This is a genomic window from Streptomyces flaveolus (assembly GCF_044765825.1).
Taxonomy (GTDB): Bacteria; Actinomycetota; Actinomycetes; order Streptomycetales; family Streptomycetaceae; genus Streptomyces; species Streptomyces flaveolus.
Map to the genome: position 1 here is coordinate 97,506 of NZ_JBIWKU010000006.1, position 25,755 is coordinate 123,260.

24 protein-coding genes and 1 tRNA gene are annotated in these 25,755 nt (G+C 72.1%); 5 read left to right on the plus strand and 20 right to left on the minus strand.

What is annotated here, in order from left to right:
- Positions 1–105 precede the first annotated feature (105 nt).
- On the minus strand, positions 106–1,017 hold the full coding sequence (locus ACIRG6_RS19525) for a Bax inhibitor-1/YccA family protein (protein WP_365020807.1): 912 nt from the start codon (positions 1,015–1,017) through the stop codon (positions 106–108).
- Between the two features lie 158 nt (positions 1,018–1,175).
- Entirely contained in the window at positions 1,176–2,351 is a 1,176-nt protein-coding gene (locus ACIRG6_RS19530) for a 4-hydroxybenzoate 3-monooxygenase (protein ID WP_403323755.1), read from the minus strand.
- Between the two features lie 280 nt (positions 2,352–2,631).
- Between ACIRG6_RS19530 and ACIRG6_RS19535 the strand changes: the two genes are divergently transcribed.
- The 3 genes from ACIRG6_RS19535 to ACIRG6_RS19545 all read left to right on the plus strand — a co-directional run bounded on the left by ACIRG6_RS19535 (position 2,632) and on the right by ACIRG6_RS19545 (position 4,462).
- Positions 2,632–3,618, plus strand: a complete 987-nt coding sequence (locus tag ACIRG6_RS19535; protein WP_365020803.1) for a helix-turn-helix transcriptional regulator — start codon at positions 2,632–2,634, stop codon at positions 3,616–3,618.
- Positions 3,619–3,692: 74 nt separating this feature from the next.
- On the plus strand, positions 3,693–4,160 hold the full coding sequence (locus tag ACIRG6_RS19540; RefSeq protein ID WP_364681089.1) for a hypothetical protein: 468 nt from the start codon (positions 3,693–3,695) through the stop codon (positions 4,158–4,160).
- A 2-nt stretch (positions 4,161–4,162) separates the two neighbouring features.
- Positions 4,163–4,462, plus strand: a complete 300-nt coding sequence (locus ACIRG6_RS19545; RefSeq protein WP_239766546.1) for a transcriptional regulator — start codon at positions 4,163–4,165, stop codon at positions 4,460–4,462.
- A gap of 116 nt (positions 4,463–4,578) precedes the next feature.
- Here the strand turns inward: ACIRG6_RS19545 and ACIRG6_RS19550 are convergent, their stop codons facing one another.
- The 16 genes from ACIRG6_RS19550 to ACIRG6_RS19625 form a co-directional block, all read right to left on the minus strand.
- Positions 4,579–7,188 carry a M16 family metallopeptidase gene (locus ACIRG6_RS19550; protein WP_403323758.1) on the minus strand — a complete coding sequence of 870 codons (2,610 nt, stop codon included), beginning with the start codon at positions 7,186–7,188 and terminating at the stop codon, positions 4,579–4,581.
- A gap of 76 nt (positions 7,189–7,264) precedes the next feature.
- The gene (locus tag ACIRG6_RS19555; protein WP_364681094.1) at positions 7,265–8,197 is read right to left on the minus strand and encodes a hypothetical protein; all 933 of its coding nucleotides are present in this window, start codon (positions 8,195–8,197) and stop codon (positions 7,265–7,267) included.
- On the minus strand, positions 8,194–8,886 hold the full coding sequence (locus ACIRG6_RS19560) for a flavoprotein (protein WP_364681097.1): 693 nt from the start codon (positions 8,884–8,886) through the stop codon (positions 8,194–8,196). Before ACIRG6_RS19560 ends, ACIRG6_RS19555 begins: the two co-directional genes overlap by 4 nt.
- Entirely contained in the window at positions 8,883–9,824 is a 942-nt protein-coding gene (locus tag ACIRG6_RS19565; RefSeq protein WP_239766545.1) for an LLM class flavin-dependent oxidoreductase, read from the minus strand. Before ACIRG6_RS19565 ends, ACIRG6_RS19560 begins: the two co-directional genes overlap by 4 nt.
- A gap of 94 nt (positions 9,825–9,918) precedes the next feature.
- Entirely contained in the window at positions 9,919–11,721 is a 1,803-nt protein-coding gene (locus ACIRG6_RS19570; protein ID WP_403323762.1) for an ABC transporter ATP-binding protein, read from the minus strand.
- Positions 11,722–11,758: 37 nt separating this feature from the next.
- Positions 11,759–12,931: an ABC transporter permease gene (locus ACIRG6_RS19575; RefSeq protein ID WP_365020799.1), complete on the minus strand. Its 1,173-nt coding sequence runs from the start codon at positions 12,929–12,931 to the stop codon at positions 11,759–11,761.
- Complete coding sequence (locus ACIRG6_RS19580; RefSeq protein ID WP_318213171.1) at positions 12,928–13,818, minus strand: ABC transporter ATP-binding protein; 891 nt, start codon at positions 13,816–13,818, stop codon at positions 12,928–12,930. The genes ACIRG6_RS19575 and ACIRG6_RS19580 overlap by 4 nt, the downstream gene beginning before the upstream one ends.
- Positions 13,812–14,822: a methyltransferase gene (locus ACIRG6_RS19585; protein ID WP_364681108.1), complete on the minus strand. Its 1,011-nt coding sequence runs from the start codon at positions 14,820–14,822 to the stop codon at positions 13,812–13,814. The genes ACIRG6_RS19580 and ACIRG6_RS19585 overlap by 7 nt, the downstream gene beginning before the upstream one ends.
- A gap of 141 nt (positions 14,823–14,963) precedes the next feature.
- A complete protein-coding gene (locus tag ACIRG6_RS19590; RefSeq protein WP_189234319.1) occupies positions 14,964–15,146 on the minus strand; it encodes an LxmA leader domain family RiPP in 183 nt (60 codons plus the stop codon).
- A gap of 70 nt (positions 15,147–15,216) precedes the next feature.
- Positions 15,217–15,411, minus strand: coding sequence for an LxmA leader domain family RiPP (locus ACIRG6_RS19595; protein ID WP_239766123.1), 195 nt, complete (start codon positions 15,409–15,411; stop codon positions 15,217–15,219).
- Positions 15,412–15,584: 173 nt separating this feature from the next.
- Positions 15,585–15,767 (minus strand): LxmA leader domain family RiPP, encoded by a 183-nt coding sequence (locus tag ACIRG6_RS19600; RefSeq protein ID WP_239766125.1) that lies wholly within the window; start codon positions 15,765–15,767, stop codon positions 15,585–15,587.
- Between the two features lie 55 nt (positions 15,768–15,822).
- Positions 15,823–16,017 (minus strand): LxmA leader domain family RiPP, encoded by a 195-nt coding sequence (locus ACIRG6_RS19605; RefSeq protein ID WP_239766123.1) that lies wholly within the window; start codon positions 16,015–16,017, stop codon positions 15,823–15,825.
- Between the two features lie 34 nt (positions 16,018–16,051).
- Entirely contained in the window at positions 16,052–17,074 is a 1,023-nt protein-coding gene (locus ACIRG6_RS19610) for a T3SS effector HopA1 family protein (protein WP_364681112.1), read from the minus strand.
- Positions 17,071–18,201 (minus strand): class V lanthionine synthetase subunit LxmK, encoded by a 1,131-nt coding sequence (gene lxmK / locus ACIRG6_RS19615; RefSeq protein WP_403323766.1) that lies wholly within the window; start codon positions 18,199–18,201, stop codon positions 17,071–17,073. Before lxmK ends, ACIRG6_RS19610 begins: the two co-directional genes overlap by 4 nt.
- Positions 18,202–18,236: 35 nt before the next feature.
- Positions 18,237–18,506 carry a hypothetical protein gene (locus tag ACIRG6_RS19620; RefSeq protein WP_350717451.1) on the minus strand — a complete coding sequence of 90 codons (270 nt, stop codon included), beginning with the start codon at positions 18,504–18,506 and terminating at the stop codon, positions 18,237–18,239.
- 337 nt (positions 18,507–18,843) lie between these two features.
- Positions 18,844–18,927: transfer RNA gene (locus ACIRG6_RS19625), tRNA-Leu, on the minus strand.
- A 429-nt stretch (positions 18,928–19,356) separates the two neighbouring features.
- Here ACIRG6_RS19625 and ACIRG6_RS19630 point away from each other — a divergent pair.
- Together ACIRG6_RS19630 and ACIRG6_RS19635 are read left to right on the plus strand one after the other, a co-directional pair.
- Positions 19,357–20,127, plus strand: coding sequence for an ABC transporter ATP-binding protein (locus ACIRG6_RS19630; RefSeq protein ID WP_318213176.1), 771 nt, complete (start codon positions 19,357–19,359; stop codon positions 20,125–20,127).
- Between the two features lie 45 nt (positions 20,128–20,172).
- Complete coding sequence (locus ACIRG6_RS19635; protein WP_365020795.1) at positions 20,173–22,704, plus strand: ABC transporter permease; 2,532 nt, start codon at positions 20,173–20,175, stop codon at positions 22,702–22,704.
- Positions 22,705–22,775: 71 nt separating this feature from the next.
- Here ACIRG6_RS19635 and ACIRG6_RS19640 read toward each other — a convergent pair whose 3' ends face one another.
- Positions 22,776–24,092 (minus strand): class I SAM-dependent methyltransferase, encoded by a 1,317-nt coding sequence (locus ACIRG6_RS19640; protein WP_403323770.1) that lies wholly within the window; start codon positions 24,090–24,092, stop codon positions 22,776–22,778.
- Between the two features lie 246 nt (positions 24,093–24,338).
- Positions 24,339–25,733: an NAD(P)/FAD-dependent oxidoreductase gene (locus ACIRG6_RS19645; protein WP_225637840.1), complete on the minus strand. Its 1,395-nt coding sequence runs from the start codon at positions 25,731–25,733 to the stop codon at positions 24,339–24,341.
- Positions 25,734–25,755: the final 22 nt, after the last annotated feature.

Consider the following 25,755-nt stretch of genomic DNA (forward strand, 5'->3'; position numbering starts at 1 on the left):
TGTTCCACCGGTGGTGATGAGCCACGAGGACGACGAAGGGGCCCCGGGCACAGTGCCCGGGGCCCCTTCACGCGGCGCTCCGGCAGGCGGGGCGGCGCGGTGGTGCTAGTCGCTGCTGTTGAGGATCGAGATGAGCCGCAGGAACTCCATGTAGATCCACACCAGCGTCAGCGTGAGGCCGAAGGCGGCGAGCCAGGCCTCCTCGCGCGGGGCACCGTAGGCGATGCCGTCCTCGACCTGCTTGAAGTCCAGGGCGAGGAAGCAGGCGCCGAGGATGATGCCGACGATGCCGAAGACGACACCGAGCGCGCCGCTGCGGAAGCCGAGGCCGTCACCGCCGCCGAAGACGGCGAACAGCAGGTTCACCATCATCAGGAAGACGAAGCCGAGCGCGGCCGCCATCACGAAGCCGTAGAAGCGCCGGTTGACCCGGATCCAGCCGGCCTTGTACGCGATCAGCACACCGGCGAAGACCGCCATCGTGCCGATCACGGCCTGCATGGCCGCGCCGTCGGCGATGCGGTTGTCGACGACGCTGGAGACGACGCCGAGGAACACGCCCTCGAACGCCGCGTAGGACAGGATCAGCGCGGGCGAGGCCTTGCGCTTGAAGGACTGGACGAACGCCAGCACCATGCCGATCAGCGCGGCGCCGATACCGATGCCGTACGAGCGGTTGATGTGGGCGTCGTCGACCGGCAGCAGCGCCCAGGCGAGCGCGGCGGTGACGATGAGGACACCGAGCGTGGATCCGGTGCGGACGACGACGTCGTCGATCGTCATCCGGCCGGTGGTCGCCGGCGCCTGCGGCGGCGTGCCGTACTGCTGGCCCTGCTGGGCGTAAGGGTTCTGTGCGTAGGGGTTGCCGGCGGGCTGGGCGTACGGAGCGCCCTGCGCGTACGGATTGCCCTGCGTGGCGACGGCGGGGCCCCCGGCCTGCGGCGCGGCGTTGAAGCCCGCGTAGCCGTTGTCGCGGCTGAACCCCCGTCGCGAGAAGACCGGGTTTCTGCTCCTCATTTCACTCCTCCATGGCCACACTGCGCAGCCTTGGCCTAAGAGTAATAGAACGGCAAAGGATTGACCCTACTGCTTGGGGAGGATCTTTCCCTCGTCCTGTCGCCCAACACGCTGCGCGGGACGGTGATTCCCCTCACTGCCCGGGCCGCGCCCGGCGTTCAGCCGATCGGGAAGCCGGTGTAGGCCTCGGCGAGGTCGGTCTCGGCGGCGCGGGAGGAGGCGATCCGGTCCAGGCGCGCCACCTGGAGGCGGTCGTCGAAGGGCGTGGCGTCGGGCGCGCGGTGCAGGAGGGTCGTCATGTCGTACGAGAACCGCTCGGCCTGCCACACCCGGCGCAGACAGGTGGCGGAGTAGGCGTCGAGCAGCTCGGCGGAGCCGGTCTCCCGCTGGTGCGTCAGGGCGCGGGCGAAGGTGACGACGTCGCCGACGGCGAGGTTGAGGCCCTTGGCGCCGGTGGGCGGCACGATGTGCGCGGCGTCTCCGGCCAGGAAGAGGCGGCCGTGCCGCATGGGCTCGTGGACGTAGGAGCGCATGGGGGTGACGGACTTCTGGGTGATGGGACCCCGCTCGAGGGTCCAGTCGTCGTCCGTCTCGAAGCGGCGTTCCAGTTCGGCCCAGATCTCCTCGTCGCTCCACGCCTCGGCGTCGGTGCCCTCGGGCACCTGGAGGTAGAGGCGGGAGACGGACGGGGAGCGCATGGACAGCAGGGCGAAGCCGCGGTCGTGGCGGGCGTAGACCAGCTCGTCGTGGGAGGGGGCGACGTCGGCGAGGATGCCGAGCCAGCCGAAGGGGTACGTCCGCTCGAAGGTGCGGCTCAGGCCGGCCGGGACCGCCCGGCGGGCCACGCCCCAGAAGCCGTCGCAGCCGACGACGTAGTCGCACTCCAGGACGTCCTCCGCGCCGTCGTGCCGGAAGCGGACGCGCGGCCGGTCGGTGCCGGCGCCCTCGACGGCCAGTGCCTCCGCCTCGAAGAGCAGCGGGCCGCCCTCCTTGAGCTGGAGCGCGATGAGGTCCTTGCAGACCTCGGTCTGGGCGTAGACCGTCACGGACCTGCCGCCGGTGAGGTCGGGGAAGTCGACGCGGTGGCGCCGCTTGTCGAAGCGCAGCTCGATGCCGTCGTGCCGCAGCCCCTCGCGGTCCATGCGTTCCGCCGCACCGGCCGCGCGCAGGACGTCCACCGTGCCCTGCTCCAGGATCCCGGCGCGCTGGCGCCGCTCGACGTAGGCGCGGTCGCGGCTCTCCAGGACGACCGAGTCGATCCCGGCGTTGTGGAGCAGCCGGGCGAGCAGGAGTCCGGCGGGGCCGGCCCCGATGATGCCGACGGTGGTGCGCATCGGTCGTTCCCTTCGATTGGCGTCATTGCCGCGGAGGCTGTCGCGTTGTTCGCGTAGTGAAAATTCCTTCACGAATTTCTGCGCTGAGTCTCGGCCTCCCGTGCTCCGCTGTCAACGGTTCCCGGCCACTTCGCACCGCACGGAAAGGCGGGGGAAGGATGCGGAACCACGACTGCCGCGGAGTCGTCGATTCCCATATGATCGCGCTTTCAGCCACGCTGTGTGGCCCGCTGACCACGGGTATGGGCACGATCGCTGAAACGACGTAGGGGGATGTCGCATGACTGTCGGCTCGATGTCGGTCCTGGGGCTGTCGGAGCTGGAAGAGCAGCTCTACCGCCATCTCCTGAGAAACCCGGGCACGAGACCCAGCGAACTCCAGCCACCGATCCACGCACCGCTCCACGAGATCGAGAGCGCGCTGGAACGTCTCCTCTCCCTGACGGTCGTCACGGAGGGTGCCGACGGCGGCTTGCTGCCGGGAGTCCCCGAAATGGTCGTGGACAATCTGACCGGCATGCGGCTGAGGCAGCTGCACGACGAGATGCGGGCCGTCACCCAGGCCCGGCACCTGGTCGCGTCCTTCCGCGCCGAGCAGGACTCGGCGCCGGCCGAGGCGCCCGACGTGGAGAAGCTCGACAACCTGGACACCATCCGTAGCAAGATCGACACCCTCGCGTTCTTCGCCCGCGAGGAGATCCTGTCGGCCGAGCCGTACACGAAGCTGACGCACGAGAACATCCAGCACGCCCGGCCGCTGGACCTGCGATGTATCAGGCGGGGCGTGCGGATCAGGAACATCGTGCGCACCCAGGCGCTGGAGGATCCCCTCACCGCCGACTACCTGCGTGAACTGGTCTCCCTGGGAGCGGAGATACGCGTGGTGGAGGAGATACCCACCCGCATCCTCGTCTACGACCGCCACATCGCGCTGACACCGGTCGATCCCGCGGACACCTCGCGCGGCGCCCTGGTGGCCCAGGAACCGGGGCTGGTGGCCAACATGGTCGCGCTGTTCGAGGGGACCTGGTCGACCGGTACGGAACTGGCCTCGCTCGGCGACGAGAGCGAGCCGGAGCGGCTGCCGGAGGTCGAGCAGCAGGTCCTGGAAGCCATGTGCCGCGGCACCAAGGACGAGATCGGCGCCCGGCAGCTGGGCGTGTCCGTGCGCACCTACCGCCGTTACGTGGCGAGCATCCTGCAGTCCCTGGAGGCGGCGAGCCGCCCGCAGGCGGCCCTGCTCGCCCGCGAACGAGGCTGGGTCTGAGCCCTTCCGGGCCGGGTGACCCGGACATACGAAAGACACTTGCCATGATGGAAAGTCGGGGTACACTTTCCATCATGGAAAACAGCATCCCGGAAGACCCCGCCGCCGCGCGCTCGGCCCTGGACAGCGCGGCCTCCGCGCGTGCCGCGCTCGCCGACCGCGTCACCGCTCCCTGGTGGTACCACGCCGGGCTGGGCCTCGGCGTGGGCATCGTTTTCACCTCGATCGACCTCGGCGGCAGCATGGTGCCCTCGGGTGTCATCGCGGGGGGCATCGTCCTCCCCGCGGCGCTCACCCTGAGCGTCGCCCGCTCCCGCGGCATCTCGGTCAACCGCTCGGTGTCCGCCCCCGGCACTCGTGGGCTCAACGGCCTGTACCTGGTGCTCCTCCTCGTCCTCGGCGCCCTGGGCCTGAGCCTGAAGCTGGCCGCGGACGTGCCCGGCGCCATGTCGGTGGCCGGCCTCGTGGCGCTCGTCCTCACCGTGTACGTCACCAGGCGCAACGACGAGGCACTGCGCCGCGACCTGCAGCGGCAGGCGTGACCGTGTCCGGTCTGGACGAAGTGATCCACCCGGCGCACCGGCTGCAGATCTGCGCCATGCTCGCGGCGGTCGACTCCCTGGAGTTCTCCGTCGTCCGTGACGCCCTCCAGGTCAGCGACTCCGTCCTGAGCAAGCAGGTCAAAGTACTGCAGACGGCCGGTTACGCCACCGTGCGCAAGGTCCCCATGAACTCCCGCACGCACACCTGGCTCGCCCTGACCGAGGCGGGCCGGGAGGCGCTCGCCGGACACCTCGCGGAACTGCGCCGTATCGCCGCCCTCGCCGACCCGGCCGCCCACTGAATCCACCGGTGTCCGGGGCGGGAGGGTGACGTCAGGGCCTAGGATCGACGATCACGTACGGACCCGGTGTACCCCTCGGCAGTACACCGGGTCCGTACCTGCGTCCCAAGGCCCCTTCAGGCGCCGGCCGGAAGCGACGCCAGGTCCGGAACCACGCCGCCGAGCAGCACCGTGTCCATGGCGACGTCGGCGAAGAGTTCCTGGCCGGCCCGGGCCACCTCCCGCGCGGGGACCTCGGTGAGCAGGCGCGGAAGCGCGGTCAGCCACCCCGGATCCCGGTCCGCGGCGGTCAGCTGGCGCAGCAGGTCGGCCTGCGCGGCCGGGGAGTCGAAGGCGCCGAGCGCCTGCGCGGCACAGAACTCCCGCGCCGCCTCGACCTCCGCCACGGCGAACGGCTCCTGGCCTGCACGGCGCAGTTCCTCGCGGAGCTGCTCGAGCGTCCCCTCGGCGGAGCCGGGCGCCACCCGTGCCCGTACGAAGACACGCGGGGTCCCGAGCATCATGTCCCGCCCGCTGTAGGCCTCGCCCCCCGCGCCGGTCACCGCGCGCAGGCGCCGGGCCAGCCGGGAGCCGAAGTAGCCTCCGAACACCGCCGTGGCCAGGTAGCGGGCCGCTTCGGTCAGTGCGGCGCGCCCGTCCGGCGCCCGCCGTTCGGGCGCGCACAGGGTCAGATGCACCTCGGGTTCGGCCGGATCGCGCAGGACCAGCAGCCGTCCGCCCGCCGACGGCCGCCGCACGGCTTCGGGTTCCGCGGGGGCCGGGCGGCCGGACCGCCAGCCGAAGAGCGCGCCGGCCGCCACGGCGACCGCCTGCCCGGGGTCCAGGTCGCCGAGCAGGACGAGGACACCGCCGCGCGGATCTCCGAGCGGCGGCCGGTCTCCGCCCCGCGCCCGGCCGGGGAGTTCACCGCCCGTGTCCGGTGCGAGCCAGTGCCGGCGCAGGGCGTCGTCGATGAGGCGTTGCGCGGGCGGCCGGGCAGCCGGTGGCACGGCGGGCACGGCCTGAGGGCCGGCGGGTCCGTGCGGGGCGACGAGTTCGGCGAGCAGGGCCAGCCAGCCGGGAAGCCGCTGCGCGGGCGCGCAGCCCGTGACGTCCAGCCACTGTCCGTCCACGGACGCCCGCAGGGTGGCTCCCAGGGTCGCCGCGCGCTCCGTGGCGCGGGTGCGGGCGAGTGCGGCGCGCAGCAGGGTCTCGGTCCCCGCCGGGTCCGCCCAGCCGGCCGGCCCGAGGGGCAGCCGCAGGCGCGCCTCCACGCAGGGCATCCGCCGGTCGGCGACAGCGACCACGCGCGTTCCGTTCTCCCACGTCACCTCGTGCGGGTCCGGCTGTGCCGGCCAGAACGGCACGCCGTACGGCGCCGGGGGCCGGGCCGCGGGCGTGGCCCCGGCCGGGTGGCGCCGGGCGCCGCTCCCGTCCCGGGCGTCCTCGGGGCCGGCTCCGTCGGCGAACGGCCGCCGAGGACGGCTGCGCTCGGTGCCGGGGCGCAGCACCAGCACCGACGCGGCGGACCCTGCCAGCTCGCCGGCGGCACGGGCGACGTCGGCGGGGCCGACGGCGGCGAGATGCCCGGGGAGCTGGTCGAGGAGCTCGGCCCGGCCGAAGAGGATCTCCAGCCGGCCGAGGGCGCGGCACCGGGCCTCCAGGCCCGCGTGCAGCCGGTGATGCTCGCTCACCATCAGCCCGGCCGTCCGCCCCACCGCGTCCGCCGGGGGCCCGTCCGCCCAGTCGGCCCATCGCCGGCCGAGGGCCGTGACCATGTCCCGCGGGTCGGTGCCGGACCGCAGCAGCGCCGTGACCACCAGCGCGTCGGGGTCCTTGGCGTCCAGGGGGCCGAAGAAGCCGCAGCTCGTGCTGACGGGGGGCAGGCCGGCTGCCGGCGGGCCCTGTTCGGCGGTGAGCCGGGCCAGTACCGCGTGCGCCAGGTAGCCCGACAGGTCCGTGTCCGGGTCGGGCAGCCGGTATCCGGCGGCCAGCGCGGTCGCCGCGAATCCCGGCTCGGTCCCCTCCGTCCACCGCTCCTTCGCGGGGCGGGGCTCGGCGAGCACGGGCTCCGGCGGCAGGGGGCGGGCCTCGATGTCCCCGAAGTGCCGCTCCACCAGTGCGCGGACCACCCCGGGGTCCGCAGCGCCGACGACGGTGAGCACGGCGTTGCCGGGCGCGTAGTGGGCCGCGAAGAACTCCGCGCAGTCCGCCACCGTGGTGGTGCGCAGCCGCTCGGGGTCGCCGTACCCGTCGTGCGCGTTGGCGAAGCGCCGGAACAGCACCCCGGGCATCAGCGGCCAGGGGAAGCCCCCGTAGGGCCGGTCGTGCACCGCCTGCCGGATCTCCTGTTCCACACCGACGAGTTGCTCCGCCAGGGCGGCCTCGGTGAAGAGCGGCGCGCGCATCCGGTCCGCCTCCGCGAACAGGGCCTTCTCCAGCGCCTGCGCCGGGACCACCTGGTAGTAGTCGGTGTAGTCCTGGTGCGTGGTGCCGTTGGCGTGGGCGCCGAAGCGGTGCACATGGTCGTAGAAGCGTCCCTCGGGGAGGCTGGCGCTGCCACGGAACATCAGGTGCTCGAAGAGGTGGGCGAATCCCTCCCGGCCGGGCGGCTCGGACCGGAATCCGGTGCCGTAGTGCACGGCGACGGCCACCCTCGGCTGCGGGAACCGGCAGTCCAGCACCACCCGGAGCCCGTTCGGCAGGGTGAACCGGATCGGGCCCGGCTGCGGACGACTGGCGTTCATGGCGTGCGTCTCCCGTGCGTCGTGAAGGAGTGCGGTGCGAAGGGGATGGGCTGCGCCGGCCGGCGGACAGGCACGGTCACAGGTCGACCAGGAACGTCAGGAACGTGGCGTAGTGGTCGAACCCGGCGGTGTGCCAGCCGACGTAGGCCGCGATGTCGTGGACGTGCAGCAGGATGCGCAGCGCCGCGAGCCGGTTCCACTGTTCTCCGGCATCGCGGCCGTACCCCTCGAAGAGCGCCTCCAGCAGGAGTTGCCAGCCTTGCTGGTCGCCGCCCAGCTGCCATCTCAGTTCGACCAGTTCGCCCAGCACCCAGCCGAGGTCGAAGTACCAGGGAGCGACGGCCAGGTCCTCGCCCGTCAGCAGGGCGGCGGACCCGGTGCCGTCCCCGGCGATCAGGGAGCCGAGCCCGGGGGCGCCGTGCACCAGGGTGACGTCGGCATCCTCGCGGACCTGCTGGCACCAGTCGGTGACCCGGCCCCAGCGCTCGGGGCCCAGCCGGCCCCGCAACTGGGCGCCCACGTAGGCGGCGCGGGCGACCGGGGCCCGGCCCGCCAGCCAGGTGTCGAGACGGAGAAGCCCGCGCGGCGGCCCGGGCCGCGGGTCCGTGCCCGTACCGGTGCCCCGGACCGGCGGACCGTCGGCGTGCAGCCGGCGCAGCGCCAGGCCGAGTCCGCGCATCGGTTCGCGCAGCTCGGGCAGCGGACCGGAGGACAGCAGCCCGTTCGCCACCGACTCCCCGCCCGCGATCCGGTACGTGCGGCTCGTCGGGCTGCCGTGCCCCACGGCCAGCCGGACGGCTCCCCTCTCGTCGGCCACGGCCAGCCGGTCGCCGAGCCCCGTGGCGGACCGGAAGGGGTCCGGCGCCAGGCGTCCGGTGGTCCTGGTCCACTCGTGACCACCGGGCACGGCACTGACCCGGGTGCGCAGCAGATCGGTGCCGTACTCCAGCCCGTCGGGCGCCGCGGACACGGCGGAGCCGGTCGCGGACACCGCTTCCCGCCCGCTCATGACCGGGCCAGGTCGGCGGCGAACTGGGCCGGGGTCGCGGGCGGGCCCGGCCGGGCGGCCTCCAGCTCGGCACGGCGGTGTTCCAGCATGCTGACGGCCTCCGGCAACAGCGGTGGCACCCACGCCTCGGCCCGACCGGTGGTCAGGCTGATGCCGGGGTGCGGAGGTACGAGGACGAGGTTCGGCCGGGCGGCCAGCGCCGCCCAGTGGGTCTGGAAGGCGGCGCTCTCCAGCCCGCCGGGAGGCAGGGCGGGGGCCACCGCCACGGGGGCCCGGGTGCAGTGGCAGGCGAGCAGGGCCGGGGAGTCGGCCAGCCCCAGTGCCAGTCGCGCGGTGAAGTGGAACGTCGCGGGATAGACCATCACCGCCTGGGCCCACTCGGCCCATTCGACGTGGCGAGCCGTCGCCTCGTCCTCCGGCCACTCGTCGAACAGCACCTCGCCGACCCGGTGCAGCCGCCCGGCCAGTGCCTGCCGGGTGACGAAGCGCCGGGCGGTCCGGGTGAGCACGAGCTTGATCTCGAGATCGGGATAGGACAGCCGGAGCCAGTCCACCCAGTACGGCATGCCGGTCGCGAACGCGGAACCCGCGGTGACCACCAGCAGCCGGTCGACGTTCAGGGCGGGAGGCTCGGTGTCGGGCGCCTGGGGCGGGACGGCCGGTCCGGGCTCACGGCGGTGATCGCTCACGAGGTCACCTCCGTGAGGATCCGCTCCAGTTCGCGCAGCGCGCTCTGGCCGCCGTAGGTGGCGTTCACTCCCGTCACGTTCAGGACGATCTCGTCGACTCCCGCCTCGTGGAACGCGGCGAGTTCCTCGGCCAGCACCTTCGGCTCCCCGTACAGGAAGGCCCGCCCCGCGACCAGGGCGGCGGCGCCGGCGGCGGGGTCGTCGGTGTCGGCGTCGATGCCGGAGCGGCGCAGCATGTCGACGTAGTGCGGCAGCTGGAGGTGGCCGAGGTTGCTCGCGAGGGCGAGGGCGGCCGGGTCCCGGTCCGGTGCGGCCAGGGCGACCGGGACGATGGACACCAGCCGCGGGACGGCACGCCCGGCGGCCTCGGCGCCCTCGCGCAGGGCGGGGACGATGGTGTCGCGCAGATAGGCGGCGGGCGTGAGCCAGGTGATGGCCGTGTCGGCCACCTCCCCCGCCAGCCGGGCCATCCCGGGGCGCAGCACCCCGAGTCCCACCTCGACGGGCGGACGCGGCACCGGCAGCAGCTTGCCGTGGCAGGTGAAGTAGGTGCCGTCCTGTGCGACGGACTCGCCGGCCAGCAGGCCGCGTACCGCCGTGAGGTACTCGCGCGACGCGGTCAGCGGACTGCGGTAGGGGGCGCCGCGCATGCTGCGCTGGAGCACCGCCGCGCCCGGCCCGAAGCCGGCCACGACGGGGTGACCGGTCGCCGCCGCCACCGACTGCGCCTGGAGCGCCGCCTCGTAGGGGTGGGTGAACGGCATGAGGGTCACGCCCAGCCCGACCGGCACCCGGAAGCCGGACGCGGCGGCGTAGGCGAACGCCTGGTGCGGCTGGTTGAGCATGGCCTGGCCCTGCCACAGCCGGTGCGCGGCGCTCCACTGGGTGAGCGCCGCGTAGGGCAGGATCATCTCCGGCCGCGGCGGGGCGAAGGGCATGAGGATCGAGTACGTGGGCGTGGATCGCTGAGTCACTGGGCCGCTCCTGGCCGGTCTGTCCGCCGGCCGGCGGCCGGGGTCGTCGTTACGGGTCTCATCGGGACGCGGTGCTGAGGGTCTGACCGCTCACCAGGTCGGCGTAGTCGGGGCAGCGGTCGAGGAGGCCCAGGTGGGTTCCCTGGTCGACGACCCGGCCGCCGTCGAGCACGATCACGTGGCCGGCGTGCTGGACGGTGGAGATGCGGTGGGCGACGACCACGACCGCACGGTCGGCGGCGAGTGCGTCCACGACGTCCCGGAGCTTCTGCTCGTTGATGGAGTCCAGGTGCGAGGACGGCTCGTCGAGCAGCACCAGCGGGGCGTCGGACAGGACGGCCCGCGCGAGCGCCAGCCGCTGGCGCTGACCGCCGGAGAGGTCGCTCGCACCGCCCAGGACGGTGTCCAGGCCCTGCGGCAGGCGGCGGATCTCCTCCCCGAGACCGACCCGGTCGAGCGCGGCCATGAGGTCCGCGTCGGCCGGCGTCCGCTCGTGCCCCAGCAGCAGGTTCTCGCGGACGGTGTCCTGGAGCAGCGTGCACGACTGGTCCACGTAGGCGATCTGTGCGCGCAGGTCGGTGAGCGGCCAGTCGGCCAGGTCCCGGCCCAGCACCTCGACGCGGCCGCTGTCCGGTTCCATGAAGCCCTCGATCAGACCCAGGGCGGTGGTCTTGCCCGATCCCGACAGGCCGACCAGGGCGGTGAGGCCGTGGGCGGGGACCGTCAGGCCGACGTCCCGCAGGACCGGCTGGTCGCCGTAGCCGAAGCCGACGTTCTCGAAGCGCACGGCCGCCGGCGCCGCGGACACGGCCCGCTCGGGGACCGTGCGGGGCCGGGGCCCGGCGGCAGTGGCGGCCCGGGCCGAGGTCTCCGTCGGCAGCGCGAACAGGGCCTCGAACCGCTTGCGGGCCACCAGGCCCGTCTGGAGTCCGCTCACACCCGAAGCCGCCATGATCAGCGGTGCGGTGAGCTGGAGGAGGTAGAGCAGGAAGGAGACGAAGTCGGCCAGGCTGAGGTGACCGTGCATCATCCGGCTGCCGCCCCCGATCACCACGCTGACCAGGGCGACCTGCTGGCCGAGAGTGATGATCGGGACCATCAGCGACTCCATGCGGGCCGCGACGGCCTCCAGCTGGGCCACCCGGCCGGCCCGCTCGGCGAGCCGGTCGCCGGTGATCTTCTCCGCGCGGTAGGCCTTGATGATGGTCAGCGCGCCGAGCGCGGCGACGAAGTGCTGCGCCAGCCCCCCGACCTCGCCCTGGACCGCCGTGTAGGTGCGGCGCAGTCCCTTGACCACGAGAGTGATGAGCCCGACCGCGACCAGGAACGCCGCGACGGTGATCAGCAGCAGGACCCAGTCGAGCAGCCCCATGATCACGAGCGTGCCCACGACGGTGATGCCGGCCATCGGCAGCTGCATCGGCCCGATGTCGATGAGGTTCTTGACCATGGCGGCGTCGGCGGTCAGGCGGGAGACGAGGTTGCCGGGGCCCTCCGCCTGGGCGTCGCGCAGCCGCAGTTCCAGGGCATGCCGCATGGTGCGCACGCGCAGCCGCAGGATCAGCCGCCGTCCCATTCCGCTCAGCAGATACGTGGCCAGCGCGCCGGCGGCCGCCGAGCCGAAGCCGGCCGCGACCATGGCCAGCACCCACCAGACCGGGTTGTCCCCGCTCTGGATCACGGCCAGCAGCCGGCCCACCACCATCGGGAGCGCCAGCGTCGCCCCGGTGGAGGCCAGGGCGAGCACGGCGATGACGCCGACCTGCACCCCCTTGCCTCGGGCCAGCTCACGCAGGACGTTCAACCGCCATGCCTCCTCGGCATGCGCGGTGTCCCCGTGCTCGGTGACCACGTGTCCCATACCCGGCTCCCCTCCTCGACCTTCTCGTACCGAGCTCTCAGTGCGCCGCACCGCGCAGCGCCTCTCCGACCTTGACGATCCCGCCGTACCTGAGCAGGCCACCGCGGTAGACGCGGCCGCCGAACCGGATGAGGACGACGATCGCCAGCAGCATCAGCGCGAACGCCGTTCCCACCTGCCACCAGGGCACGTCGCTGGTGGCCATGCGCATGGGCATCGCGGCCCAGGACAGGCCGGGCACCAGGGACACGGCGGTCAGCACCGTGTCGTCCTCGGCGCCGCGGGCCGCCAGGGCGGGTCCGGCCAGGCTCAGCATCTGGAGCATGTTCACCGGCCCGATGACGTGGTTGACGTCCTCCTGCCGGGAGACCAGCGCGCCCGCCACCGCGTAGAGGGTCACGAACAGGACGTAGCCCGGGGCGAACCACAGCAGCAGGTTGGCGGCGGTGCCGATGGCGCCGAGCGGCGCGGTCAGCGCCCCGAACCCGATCGCGGCACCCAGGGTCGCGGTCGCCATCAGCATGATCTGCACCAGGGCCGCGGCGCCCAGACCGACGATCTTGCCGGTCAGCAGATGCCAGGCGCGGGCCTTGGCCAGCAGCACCTCCACGATGCGGCTGGACTTCTCCTCCGCGACGCCCTGGGCGATGCCCAGCCCGGACAGCAGCATCAGGACGAACAGCAGGAGCACACCGATCCCGGCGGTCATCGTCCGTTCCCGCTCCGCGTCCGCGTCCGCGTCGATCGCACTGACGCGCAGGGCCGGCGGGGTGAGCGCCCGTTCGGTCTGTCCGGGCCCGGCGCCGAGTTCCGCCATCTGCTCGACGTGGGCGGCGGTCTGCTCGGCCTGCCGGATCACACGCCCGAGATCCGCGTCCAGGCCGCGCAGCACCAGCACCTCACCGCCGGGCAGCACCGCCGCGTCCACCGTCCCGTCGCGTACCGCCGTGCGGGCGGCGCCCGTGTCCGGGTACTCCTTCACCGTGACGTCGGTGCGCAGCGCCGAGGCGACCGTGCCGCGCTCCCCCACGACGGCGACGGAGGGCGGACCGTCGCCGTCGCCCTTCAGTACGCCGGTCAGGGCGAACGAGAGGGCCATCATCGCGGCGGTCACGATCACCGACGCCCAGAAGGCCTTGTTGCGCAGTTGCCGCACGATCTCGCGCGCGGCGATGACGCGCACCAGTTCCAGGTCGGCACGCCGGTTCATGCCTCCACCGCTTCCCGGAAGATGTCCACGAGGCCCGCTTCCCGCCGGCCGAAGAACTCCACGCGCCCGGCTGCCTGCGCCGCGGCCAGGGCTTCCTGCGCCGCCCGGTCGGACTCCAGCTCCAGGCTGGTCAGCCCGTCCTCCTCGGCCAGCACCCGTGCCCCGGTCAGGCTCCGCGCCCACGCCGGAGTCACGTCGCGCACCGACATCAGCACCCGTCCCCGGCCGGCGGCGCGGCGCAGCTCGTGCACGGTCCCCTCGGCCACCAGACGGCCGCCGCGCAGGATGCCGACGCGGTCGCACAGTCGCTCCACCAGTTCCAGCTGGTGGCTGGAGAAGACGACCGGCACGCCCTCACGGGCGCGCTCCAGCAGCACGTCGGCCATGGCGTCCACGGCGACCGGATCGAGCCCCGAGAAGGGCTCGTCCAGGACCAGGACGGCCGGGTCGTGGATGAGCGCCGCGATGAGCTGGACCTTCTGCTGGTTGCCGAGGGACAGCTTCTCCAGAGGGTCCTTGGGACCGGCCGCCACACCGAGGCGGTCGATCCACTCGGCGGCGCGGCGCCTGGCCTCGCGGGGCCGGACGCCGCTCAGCCGCGCGAAGTACACGAGCTGGTCGAGGGGTGTCATCTTGGCGTACAGGCCGCGCTCCTCGGGCATGTAGCCGAAGCGGCGGCGGGAGTGGGCGTCCGCCTCGGCGCCGTTCCAGCGCACCGCTCCCCGGTCGGCGCGCACCACTCCGAGGGCGATGCGCATGGCGGTCGTCTTGCCGGCGCCGTTGGCTCCGCAGAACCCGAACAGCTCGCCGGGCCGCACGTCGAAGGTCAGGTCGTCCAGGACGCGCCGGCCGCCGAAACTCTTGCGTACTTCGTCGAAGGTCAGCACGGCGTGAACTCGAGGAGGGAGCGCACGGGGGTGACGGGGCCCTCCCACGTGGGGCGCAGACCCGCGGCCTCGGCGAGGGCCTTCACCTGCTCGACGGTGCGCACCGGGGCGGGCATCGTGGCCCGCAGCCACAGTTCCAGGGCCGCCGAGCCGGGGACCTCCCGCGGAACCTGGAGGTTCACCTCGGCGACGAGGACCTTGCCGCCCGCTCCCGCAGCCTCGGCGCAGCGCCGCAGGATCGCGACCGCCCGCTCGTCGGACCAGTCGGCGAGGATGGCCGACAGCAGGTAGACGTCGCCGCCCGTGGGCAGCGGATCGAAGAAGCTGCCGACCACGGCCCGGGCGCGGTCCGCCAGACCGGCGGCGGCGAACCGCCGGCCGGCGACCTCGGCCACGTTCTTGAGGTCGACCAGGGTGCCGTGCAGCCCGGGCTGCCGGCGCAGCAGTTCCATGAGGACGGCGCCGCTGTGACCGCCGACGTCGACCACCCGGCGGACCTGCCGCCAGTCGTAGCTGTCGAAGATCAGCTCCGCGCCCCAGCCGAGCTGCGGCCGTTCCTCGGTCTGCTCCAGTGCCTCGACGAAGGCGGGGTCCTCGTTGACGGTCTCCCAGTAGCCGCGTCCGAAGACCGCCGCGTGGGCCGGCTCCCCGGTGCGCAGCGTGTGCGTGAGGTCGACCAGGGCCAGTTCGGCCCTTCCGTACAGGCCGTCCTGGGCCAGGTGGGCGCGCAGGCTCTCCGGGTGGTCCGAGCGGAGCCGGGCGCCGAGTTCGGTGACGGCGTGGGTGCCGTCGTCGTCGAGGGTCAGCACACCCTTGTCCGTGAGGTGGCGCAGCAGCAGTTCCAGCAGGTCCGCACGGGTGCCGGTGATCTCCGCGAGCTTCGCCACGTCGGCCGGGGCGTCGAGACGGTCCGCGAGACGCAGGGTGGCGGCGGCCCGGATCGCGGCGGGGGTGAGGAGGTCCGCCATCTCCAGCAGATCTCCGCTGTCCTGTTGGTGCGCCATCGGTCGGTTCCCATCTGGTGCGCGGGTGAGCGAAGGGTTGTTCCCCGGCCCCGAGAGGGGAGGGCCGGGTGGGTGAAGACCGCCGGGCGGCCGGCCACGGTGACGCGGACGTTCCATGGCCGGCCGGCCGGCGAGCCACGATCAGCAGCCGCCGGCGATCGTCCTGGCCGAGAACTGGCTGGCGACGAAGCTGGCGGTGGCGCTGGCGATGCAGGCGGGCGAAGTGGCGGGCGCCTCGGCAGCGGCCGTCACGTTCAGCTCACGAGCGTCGCTGTAGGCCTCGTAACCGGCCATCAGCTCCATGATCGCGGTGGTCTTCTCCATGGGATCTCCCTCTCTTCATGTGCTCCGTGAAGGAGCTCTGCCGGCCCGTGCCGGCAGGTTCAGGGGCAGGTCAGCAGGTCAGCTCGTAGGTGGCACCGCTGACCGCGCTCGCCGACGCGGCACACCAGCTGGAGCTGGCGACGCTGGCCGCGCAGACCGGGGTGGTGGCGGGGGCGTCGGCCGCCGCCGTGATGTTCAGCTCGTCGACGTCCGCGTAGGCGTCGTAGTGCGAAACGAGCTCCATGATGGCCATGGACTTGTCCATGAATCTCTCCCTTTTGTTTGCGTTTCTCTTTTTCTCCGGAACCGCTTCGACGCGATTCCTTCGGTGTTCCGTCACCCATGCGCTCGGCATGTTTTCCGTTGATTCGACACCCCTTTTTTCGACAAGGGTGTCCCGCAGGCGGAAAGGTGACGGAATTCGGAGGGTTCCTCGGTTCAGCAGCCGCCGGCGATCGTCTTGGCGGAGAACTGGCTGGCGACGAAGCTGGCGGTGGCGCTGGCGAGGCAGGCGGGCGAAGTGGCGGGCGCCTCGGCAGCGGCCGTCACGTTCAGCTCACGAGCGTCGCTGTAGGCCTCGTAACCGGCCATCAGCTCCATGATCGCGGTGGTCTTCTCCATGGGATTTCCCTCTCCTTGTGTACTGCCGGCGGTCGCCGGCAGGCTCAAGGGGCGGTCAGCAGGTCAGCTCGTAGGTGGCACCGCTGACCGCGCTCGCCGACGCGGCACACCAGCTGGAGCTGGCGACACTGGCCGCGCAGACCGGGGTGGTGGCGGGAGCGTCGGCCGCCGCCGTGATGTTCAGCTCGTCGACGTCCGCGTAGGCGTCGTAGTGCGAAACGAGCTCCATGATGGCCATGGACTTGTCCATGAATCTCTCCTTGTAGACGTCCGTGCGTGCCTGGTCAGGCGGGCACGGAACCTGGAACCCGTAGGCCGGACGGCACTGCGGGACGTTCGGAGGGGGCGCTGTTGTGCGCCGGGCGGGCCGGGTCGATGCCCGCCTCGGTGAAGCGGGCCACGACGGCGCGTTCCACGGCGGTCGCACCAACCGCGCCGTCGAGCAGGGCGCGGGCCAGGGCGGTGGCACGGTGCTGGCCGAAGCTCAGGCCGGACATACCGGGACGGTCGTCCTCCGGTTCCCGGGCGACGGCGACGCCGGGCGCCACGGGCTCGGCGAAGACGGACGTCTCGCTCCCGACGCCGGGCGTACCCGACAGCGCCGCGGCGAGGGCCGGCACCTGCGGCCACGACTCCTGTCCGAGGTACACGACCAGGGCGTCGCGCCGGGGGTACAGCGCCTTGGCGGACAGAATCTTCGAACGGTACGCGACCCCGCGCTCCTCCAGATGACCGAGGGCGCGGGCCCACACCCCGGCGGCGTCCTGCCACCGTGTGACGTGGACGTACACGCGCAGCACCTCCCGGTGGGGGCTGCGCGGCAGCGAGCCGTCCACCACGAAGAACCCGGGCGACAGAGCGGGCCGGCGTGCGGGGACGTCGAGGGTCACGACCTGCCCCGCCGTGAGTCCGGCGTCCGTGCGGACGGCGTCCGCCGGCACCCAGACCCGCACACCGTCCCGTTCGACCAGGGCGCGTGCGTCGGGGCCGTCGTCCTGCGGAGGGACGTGGAGCCGGGCGCGGGCGACGCTCCGCTCGTGCGGCACCGCCGCGCCGAGGACGCGTTCGAAGGCCTCGTCCCTCAGCCGGAAGGACAGCTGGCCCTTCTCCACGAACTGCCCCGCGTGCAGGATGTCGTACAGCGCCTCGGCCAGCAGCCGGCGCATCTCGCGCGGGCTGTCCGCCGTGACCTCCCGGTCGGCCACCTGTGCCCGGGTGCCGTCGTCGGCGACGGTCACCTGCGCGAGCGCTTCCCGCAGTCGGGCGGGCAGTGTGCTGGGAACGATCTGTTCCGGTGCCTGGATCATGCGGCCACCTCGTGTTCTTCGGCGAAGTCCGCGAAGCCGAGCGTGGTCACGAACCTCTCGGGGTCGATGAGCGCGGCCCGGCCGATGCCCGCCGCCGCCCGCTCGATGCCGGAGAGCCTCGACGTCCGGGACGCGCCCGCCATCAGCCGGTCGAGCATGTGCCATCCGGCGTACGCGGTGGCCCTCGTGGCCAGTTGCCCGTCCACCGCGGGACGCGCCTGCCGGTAGCCGCGCCAGAAGGCGGTCACCAGGGGCAGCAGACGCTGCATCTTCTCCGCGCCGCGATGGAGGACGGTCTCGTGCGTCAGTTCGATGTCCTGGAAAGCCGCGTCGCCGCGGGTGGTGACGATGTCCAGAATCGAGCGGTGCAGCCACTCGCCGGCGAAGGCGCCGACGTCACGGGCCGGGTCCGCCAGCCTGAACTCCTCCCAGTCCGTCACCAGGAAGTCGTCGTCCCGCACCAGGAACTGGTCGACCCGCAGGTCGCAGTGGGACGGCACGCGGGGCGCCTCCCGCTCCCTGGCACGCAGCTCCCCGATGGCCCGGACCAGGCTCTCGTCGGTCTGCATCAGCCGCCAGCCCTGGAGCTCGGCGAAGCTCAGCGACTCGAAGACCGGCAGCGGCAGCCCCCGCAGGAACCCCTCCGGCGGATGGGGCGGCCGGGACTCGTCGAGTGCGGGGGAGCCATTGGCCGGCGCCTCGTGGAGCAGCCCGATGGCCCGCCCGACTCGCTCGGCGAGTCCGGTCCCGAAGCTCTCGTCGATCATCAGCTCCGCACCGCTGCGCGCGTCTTCGACGAGGTCGTAGGCGACCAGGGCCGCCTCCTCGTCCGCGCCCAGGAAGGCCGGGCCGCGCAGCGCCGCCGTGGGCAGGGTCTCGGCGAAGGACTCGAAGGACAGCAGGCGCCGCATGCGCGCCCGGACGTCGGCAGCGGGGCCGATCAGGTGCTTGACGAAGACCTTGCGCCCACCGGCGGTGGTGCCCGCCCAGGAGTCGTTGCGCCCGACCGGTGCCGTCAGGGAGTCCCGGACGAACGGTCCCGTTCCCAGTTCGACGAGCAGCGCGTCCACCGACGGCACCTCGTCCAGATCTCGCGGCTTGAAGGTCGCCGCACTGTTGTTGCCCACAATCCCTCACAGACCTCGGAGAGCCGACTGACCGGTCACTGCCAGCCGTTGACGGGGCCGGGTATTCCGGTGATGGGGCCGGGGAGCTCGGGAAGGTGCTCCCGAATATCCTCGATCATCTGCCGGATTTCCCCGGGAATCCGCTCGCCGTTCATCTCCGCGGAATGCGGGACGACCGGTTCCCGGTCCTCGGCGAAGGCGCTGCCGACCGCCATGGGCGATCCGCCGATCAGCAGGGCGGTACCGGCGACCACACCCACGCGGGCCATGGAGCCGGCGACGAGCGAATGGAAATTCCTCTTCACTGTTCCCCCTCGATTTCCCTCTCACGAAGACTTTCTCAGCGTTGCCGGTCACACTCCACAGAGATCGGTGACATGTTGGTGCAGGGGGTGGTCAGGTTGCTGCAGTGCCTGCCGGACGAGCCGGGTGGCGGGCAGCAGGGCGGGCCGGCATCCGGGAGCCCGGCACCGCACAGGGGAACCCGCGGTCTGCCCGGCCGGCTCAGGTGACCGGTGACGGGTGACGGCGACATGTGAGGGCGGCGTGTGACGCCGCGTGCTCCCGCCGGACTTCGGCCGCGCGGGGCAGTCGTCGCGTCCACGGCCTCGTCGCCGAGGCCGGACGCGGGAGCGCGGTGAGTGCCCGGAGCCGGACTTGAACCGGCACGCCCGCGAAGGGGCAGCGAGGTTTAAGCTCGCCGTGTCTGCATTCCACCATCCGGGCAGGCCATGGGCACCGCGTCGAGTGCCTCGACCCTATCGGGACACGCCCCTGCGCCAGCGGGCGGGCGGACCGATGTTGTCTTATTTTATTGGCGCCTGAGGGTGCATCAGCTCCGTGGGCAGGCCATCCGCACTTGCCAACAGCCTTGCCCGCGACGGTCGGCCACGCATGCGGAATGACGGGATTTCACCGTCTCGACAAGGACGCCCGACCTGTTCTCGCGCCCGCGTGCCGCAACGGGCCCGTCACGGGCGCCTCCGGGGTGCCCGTCGGGGTCGCCCGTCATCCGCAGGTATGACACCGGCCGCGGCCGTCCGACCACAGTCGCCCCCCGAAACCGGAACAGCGGCTGACTACACGGCACCCCGCGGCCGGGACGATGGATGACGTCCCCGAGCACACCGCCGTACCGACAGGAGCACCCTTCCCGTGACCACCGCACCCATCGCCGACCGGTCCACCACCGTGGCCGCGCGCGCCACGGAGCTTTCCAAGATCTACGGCCAGGGCGAGACCCAGGTGGTCGCCCTCGACCGGGTCTCCGTCGACTTCCGGCAGGCCGAGTTCACCGCGATCATGGGCCCCTCCGGCTCCGGCAAGTCCACGCTGATGCACTGCGTCGCCGGGCTGGACACCTTCTCCTCCGGTTCGGTGCGCATCGGCGACACCGAACTCGGCTCGCTGAAGGACAAGCAGCTGACCAAGCTGCGCCGGGACAAGATCGGCTTCATCTTCCAGGCGTTCAACCTGCTGCCCACGCTCACCGCGCTGGAGAACATCACCCTCCCGATGGACATCGCGGGCCGCAAGCCGGACAAGCAGTGGCTGGACTCCGTGATCGAGATGGTCGGCCTGTCCGGCCGGCTCGGCCACCGTCCCTCCCAGCTCTCCGGCGGCCAGCAGCAGCGCGTCGCCGTGGCCCGGGCGCTGGCGTCCCGGCCCGAGATCATCTTCGGTGACGAGCCGACCGGAAACCTCGACTCCCGCTCGGGCGCCGAGGTGCTGGGCTTCCTGCGCAACTCCGTGCGGGAACTGGGACAGACGGTCGTGATGGTCACCCACGACCCGGTGGCCGCCGCCTACGCGGACCGGGTGGTCTTCCTCGCGGACGGACGCATCGTCGACGAGGTGTACGGGCCGACGGCCGACAAGGTGCTGGACCGCATGAAGCGGTTCGACGCCAAGGGCCGCACCAGCTGACGCTCCGCCCACCTTCCACCCCGTACGTCTGGACGAAGTAGACCCATGTTCCGTACCGCCTTGCGCAACGTCTTCGCGCACAAGGCCAGGCTGTTGATGACCGTGCTCGCCGTGATGCTCGGCGTGGCGTTCGTGTCCGGCACCCTGGTCTTCGCCGACACCCTCTCCAACGCCTTCCGCAACCAGTCGGCGAAGAGCTACGACGACGTCGCCGTCGCCGTCACCTCGCACGCCGACCCGGACAACCCCAAGGAGGAGCCCGGCCTCTCCGGCAAGGTCCTCGACCGGATCTCCGCCGTGGAGGGCGTCGCCGGCGTGTACGGCCGCGTCGAGGGCTTCGCCGGCGTCGCCGACCCCGACGGGAAGCTCATCGGCGTCGGCTGGTCCAACAAGGGCTCGAACTTCGCCCCCGGCAAGGACGGCAAGGACACCGCCTACACGTTCACCGACGGCTCCGGCCCGGTGAAGGACGACCAGATCGCCCTGGACGAGGAGTCCGCCGCCAAGGGCGAGTACGAGGTCGGTGACCGGGTGCGCGTCGCGACCAACGGCCCGGTGAAGGAGTACACCCTCAGCGGTGTGTTCACCACCGAGGACGGCGCCGTCAACGCCGGCGGCAGCCTGGTCCTCTTCGACACGGCCGTCGCCCAGAAGCAGTACCTCGCGCCGGGCTACTTCGAGAGCGTCACCGTCACCGCCGCCCCCGGCGCGAGCGACACGAAGATCCTCGGCGCGGTCGAGCCGCTGCTCCCGGACACCGCCGAGGCCCGAACCGGCCAGGCGCTCGCGGACGAGCAGGCCGAGCAGATCGAACAGGGCCTGGGCAACCTCAAGCAGGTCCTCCTCGGCTTCGCCGGCATCGCGCTCTTCGTCGGCATCTTCCTGATCTCCAACACGTTCACGATGCTGGTCGCCCAGCGCACCAAGGAGATCGCCCTGATGCGCGCCGTCGGCGCGTCCCGCCGGCAGATCACCCGCTCGGTGCTCGCCGAGGCCGCGCTGGTGGGTCTGGTCGCCTCGGCCGTCGGCTTCCTCCTCGGCATCGGTCTGGCCGTCGGACTGCGTTCCGGCATGGCCGCGTTCGACATGAAGATGCCGGGCGGTCCGCTGGTCCTGTCCGCCACGCCGGTGGTCGCGGCGTTCGCGGTGGGCGTGCTGATCACGGTGTTCGCCGCCTGGCTGCCCGGCCGCCGGGCCGCGAAGATCCCGCCGGTGGCGGCCATGAACAGCGTCCACGCGGTGGCCACCACCAAGTCGCTGGTGGTGCGCAATTCCATCGGTGCGGCCGTCACCGCCCTCGGCGCGGCATTGATCGTGGCGGGTGCCTCGACCGGCGGCGACGACGGCCGGATGTACATCGGGGCGGGCGCGTTCCTCGCGCTGATCGGCGTGATCGTCCTGATCCCGCTGCTGTCCCGGCCCGTGATCGCGCTCGTCCGTCCGCTGCTCGTCGGCCCCTTCGGGGTGGCGGGCAAGCTGGCCGGCCAGAACGCGGTCCGCAATCCGCGCCGCACCGGCGCCACCGCCTCGGCGCTGGCGATCGGGCTGACGCTGGTGACCGGCCTGTCGGTGCTCGGCATCACGGTCGGCACGGCCATCGACAAGATGACCACGGACAACATCAAGGCCGACTACATGGTCTCGATGGCCAACGGCGGCGACCTCGACCGCTCCGCCCTGACGGCGCTGGAGAAGGCCAAGGGCGTGTCCGCGGTCTCGCCGCAGCAGGACGCCTACTTCCGGGTCGACGGCGACTACGTGTCCGCCTCGGCGGTCACCCCGGGCGCCATCGAGAAGGTCCTGAACGTCGACGTCGTCAGCGGCAGCGCGGGCTCGCTCGCCGAGGGCCGGATCGCGGTCGCCGAGAAGACGGCCGAGAGCAGGGGCTGGAAGACCGGCGACACCGTCCCCGTCACCTTCGACGACGACGAGAAGGCCACACTGACGGTCGGCGCCGTCTACAAGGACAGCGAGTTCCTCTCCCCCGTCCTCGTGGACCGGAAGGTCGTGGACCGGCACGAGGCGAAGCCGTCCATCCGGCAGATCTTCGTGAAGGTCGACGGCGGCCAGTCGGCGTCGAACGAGGACGCCCTCGTCGACGCGCTCGGCGACAACCCCGCGATCACCGTGATGGACCGGCAGGACATCCGCGACGAGTTCGGCGGCGCCATCAACACCCTGCTGAACGTCATGTACGGCCTGCTGGCGATGGCCCTGATCATCGCGGTGCTGGGCGTCGTCAACACCCTCGCGATGTCCGTATTCGAACGGCAGCAGGAGATCGGCATGCTGCGCGCGATCGGTCTGGACCGGCGCCGGGTCAAGCGGATGGTCCGGCTGGAGGCCGTCGTCATCTCGGTGTTCGGCGCCGTGGTCGGCATCGGTCTCGGCACGTTCCTCGGCTGGGCGATCGGCGAGACGATCGCGGACCAGATCCCGGGGTACGCGCTGGTCCTGCCCTGGGACCGGATCGGAATCTTCCTGGTGCTGGCCGGTCTGGTGGGCGTCCTGGCCGCGATGTGGCCGGCCCGCAACGCCGCACGGCTGAACATGCTGAACGCGATCAAGACCGAGTGACCTCGCCGCGCCGCGGCAAAGGAGGGCCGGACTCCCCGTGCGGGGGCCCGGCCCTTCGGGTCGTGTCCGGATCAGGCGCGGCCGGGCGCGCCCCACACGCGGGTCCGCAACGGCATCCCGGAGGCGCCCGACTCGGGGGTCTTGACGGCCAGGACCTGGTTGACGCCGATGCGGTTGTGCTCGAAGGCGAGCGCGGAGGCGGCCATGTACAGGCGCCAGACGCGGGCCCGGCCGGGGCTGACGAGCCGGGTGGCCGCCTCCCACCCGGACTCCAGGTTGGTCACCCAGCGGCGCAGGGTCAGCGCGTAGTGCTCGCGGATCGACTCCACGTCGCGCACCTCGAACCCGGCGCGCTCCAGCTGGGTGACGGTGGTGCCGACGGGGGCCAGCTCGCCGTCGGGGAAGACGTACGCGTCGATGAACTCGTCCACGTTGTAGGCGGACTCGTCCTGCTGGGGGCGGCGGGCGATCTGGTGGTTCAGCAGCCGCCCGCCGGGCTTGAGGAGCCGGTGCAGGTCGACGGCGTACTCCAGGTACCGCTCGGCGCCGACGTGCTCGGCCATGCCGATCGACGAGATCGCGTCGTACGGTCCGTCGGCGACGTCGCGGTAGTCCTGGACGCGGATCTCCACCCGGTCGGTGAGCCCCTCGTCGGCGACCCGCTTGCGCGCGTAGGCGGCCTGCTCCTGCGACAGCGTGACACCGACGACGCTCACGCCGTGCTCGCGGGCCGCGTGGATGGCCATGGAGCCCCAGCCGCAGCCGACGTCGAGCAGGCGCTGGCCGGGCTTCAGGCCGAGCTTCCGGCTGACGAGTTCGAGCTTGTCGCGCTGGGCGGTCTCCAGGGTGCCGCCCTCGGCCTCGGGGGCGGGCCAGTAGGCGCAGGAGTACACCATGGACGGGCCGAGGACGAGTTCGTAGAAGTCGTTGCCGACGTCGTAGTGGTGGCTGATGGCCCGCCGGTCGCTGCGCTTGGTGTGGAGGTGGCCGCGGGCTCTGCGGATCTCCTCCGGCGGCGGCGCGGGCGGCAGCGGCGGACCGGCGAGCTTCACGAGCCCCCGTACGGCGGCCCGCACCTCGGGGTCACGGAGGGCGGCGGCGAGCCCCCGGGCGTCCTCGCCGCGTTCCCAGATGAGCCCGGCGAGCAGGTCGAGGGTGGCGTAGAGGTCCCCCTCGATGTCGAGGTCCCCGGCCACCCAGGCCCGGGCCAGCCCCAGCTCGCCCGGCTTGAACAGCAGCCGGCGCAGTGCCCTGCGGTGCCGGACGACGAGCGTCGGCGCACCGGGCGGCCCCGCCTGCGAACCGTCCCAGGCACGAACGCGCACCGGAAGCGGTACTCCCAGCAACTGTTCGAAGAGGTTCTGCAGCCGCAGCGCGGCATCAGCCATGGCGTACCTCCGTGACAAGCGATCCCGGAATGTCCTGACACCACGTAAACACCTGGGACCCCCACGTACAGTCCCCGGCACGCGTTACGACTGAGCAAAATACGTGTACACGGCACGTTTCTGTCGCCCTGTCGGCGCAACGACCGGGGACGACGGCCCGGACACGCCGAAGGGGCCGCCCGCACCACGGATGGCGGGTGGCCCCTTCGGGGTGTTGCCGGTACTACGGTTGCGGGTGACCGGGGGTCAGGAGGCCTTGGCCTCGGTCTTCTCCGCCGGCTTCTCGCTGGCCTTCGGCGCGGCCGGGGCCGGCTTGGCGGCCTCGTAGAACTCCTCGCGCGGGGTCTCGATCGCGCCGAGGGAGACGACCTCGCGCTTGAGGAACATGCCGAGCGTCCAGTCCGCGAGGACACGGATCTTGCGGTTCCAGGTCGGCATCGCGAGACCGTGGTATCCGCGGTGCATGTACCAGGCGAGACGTCCCTTGAGCTTGATCTTCATCTTGCCCATGACGATCATCGCGACGCCCTTGTGGAGGCCGAGGCCCGCCACCGCGCCCTTGTTGGCGTGGCTGTACTCCTTCTGCGGGAAGCCCCGCATGCCGGAGACCACGTTGTCGCCGAGGACCTTGGCCTGGCGCAGCGCGTGCTGGGCGTTCGGCGGGCACCAGGCGTTCTCGTTGCCCGCCTTGCGGCCGACGAGGTCCGGCACCTGGGCGTTGTCGCCCGCGGCCCAGATGTAGTCCGTGCCCGTGACCTGGAGGGTCGGCTGGCAGTCGACGTGACCACGGGGACCCAGCGGCAGGCCGAAGCGGGACAGGGCCGGGTTCGGCTTGACGCCGGCCGTCCACACGATGGTGTTGGAGTCGACCTCGAGGCCGTTCTTCAGCACCACGTGACCGTCGACGCAGGAGTCCATCGAGGTGGAGAGGTAGATCTCCACACCGCGGCTCTCCAGGTGCTCCTTGCCGTAGGCGCCCAGCTTCGGGCCGACCTCGGGAAGGATCTTGTCGGCGGCGTCGACGAGGATGAAGCGCATGTCCTCGCGGGACACGTTCTTGTAGTACTTGGCCGCGTCGCGGGCCATGTCCTCGACCTCACCGATGGTCTCCGCGCCGGCGAACCCGCCGCCGACGAAGACGAAGGTGAGCGCCTTGCGGCGGATCTCCTCGTCGGTGGTGGAGTCGGCCTTGTCGAGCTGCTCCAGGACGTGGTTGCGCAGACCGATGGACTCCTCGATGCCCTTCATACCGATGCCCTGCTCGGCGAGGCCGGGGATCGGGAAGGTGCGGGAGACCGCGCCCATGGCGATGACCAGGTAGTCGAAGGGCAGCTCGTACGCCTCGCCGACCAGCGGGGCGATCGTGGCGACCTTGCGGTCCTGATCGATGGTGGTGACCCGGCCGGTGAGGACCTCCGCCTTCGGAAGCACGCGTCGCAGAGGGACGACGACGTGCCGCGGGGAGATGTTGCCGGCGGCGGCTTCGGGGAGGAAGGGCTGGTAGGTCATGTACGACCGCGGGTCGACGACGGTGACGGTCGCCTCGCCGTAACGCATCTTCTTCTGGATGCGTCGAGCTGCGTACAGGCCTACGTACCCACCGCCTACTACGAGGATCCTGGGACGCTCCGTGGTGCTCATGGCATCGAGTATCCACCCGTCC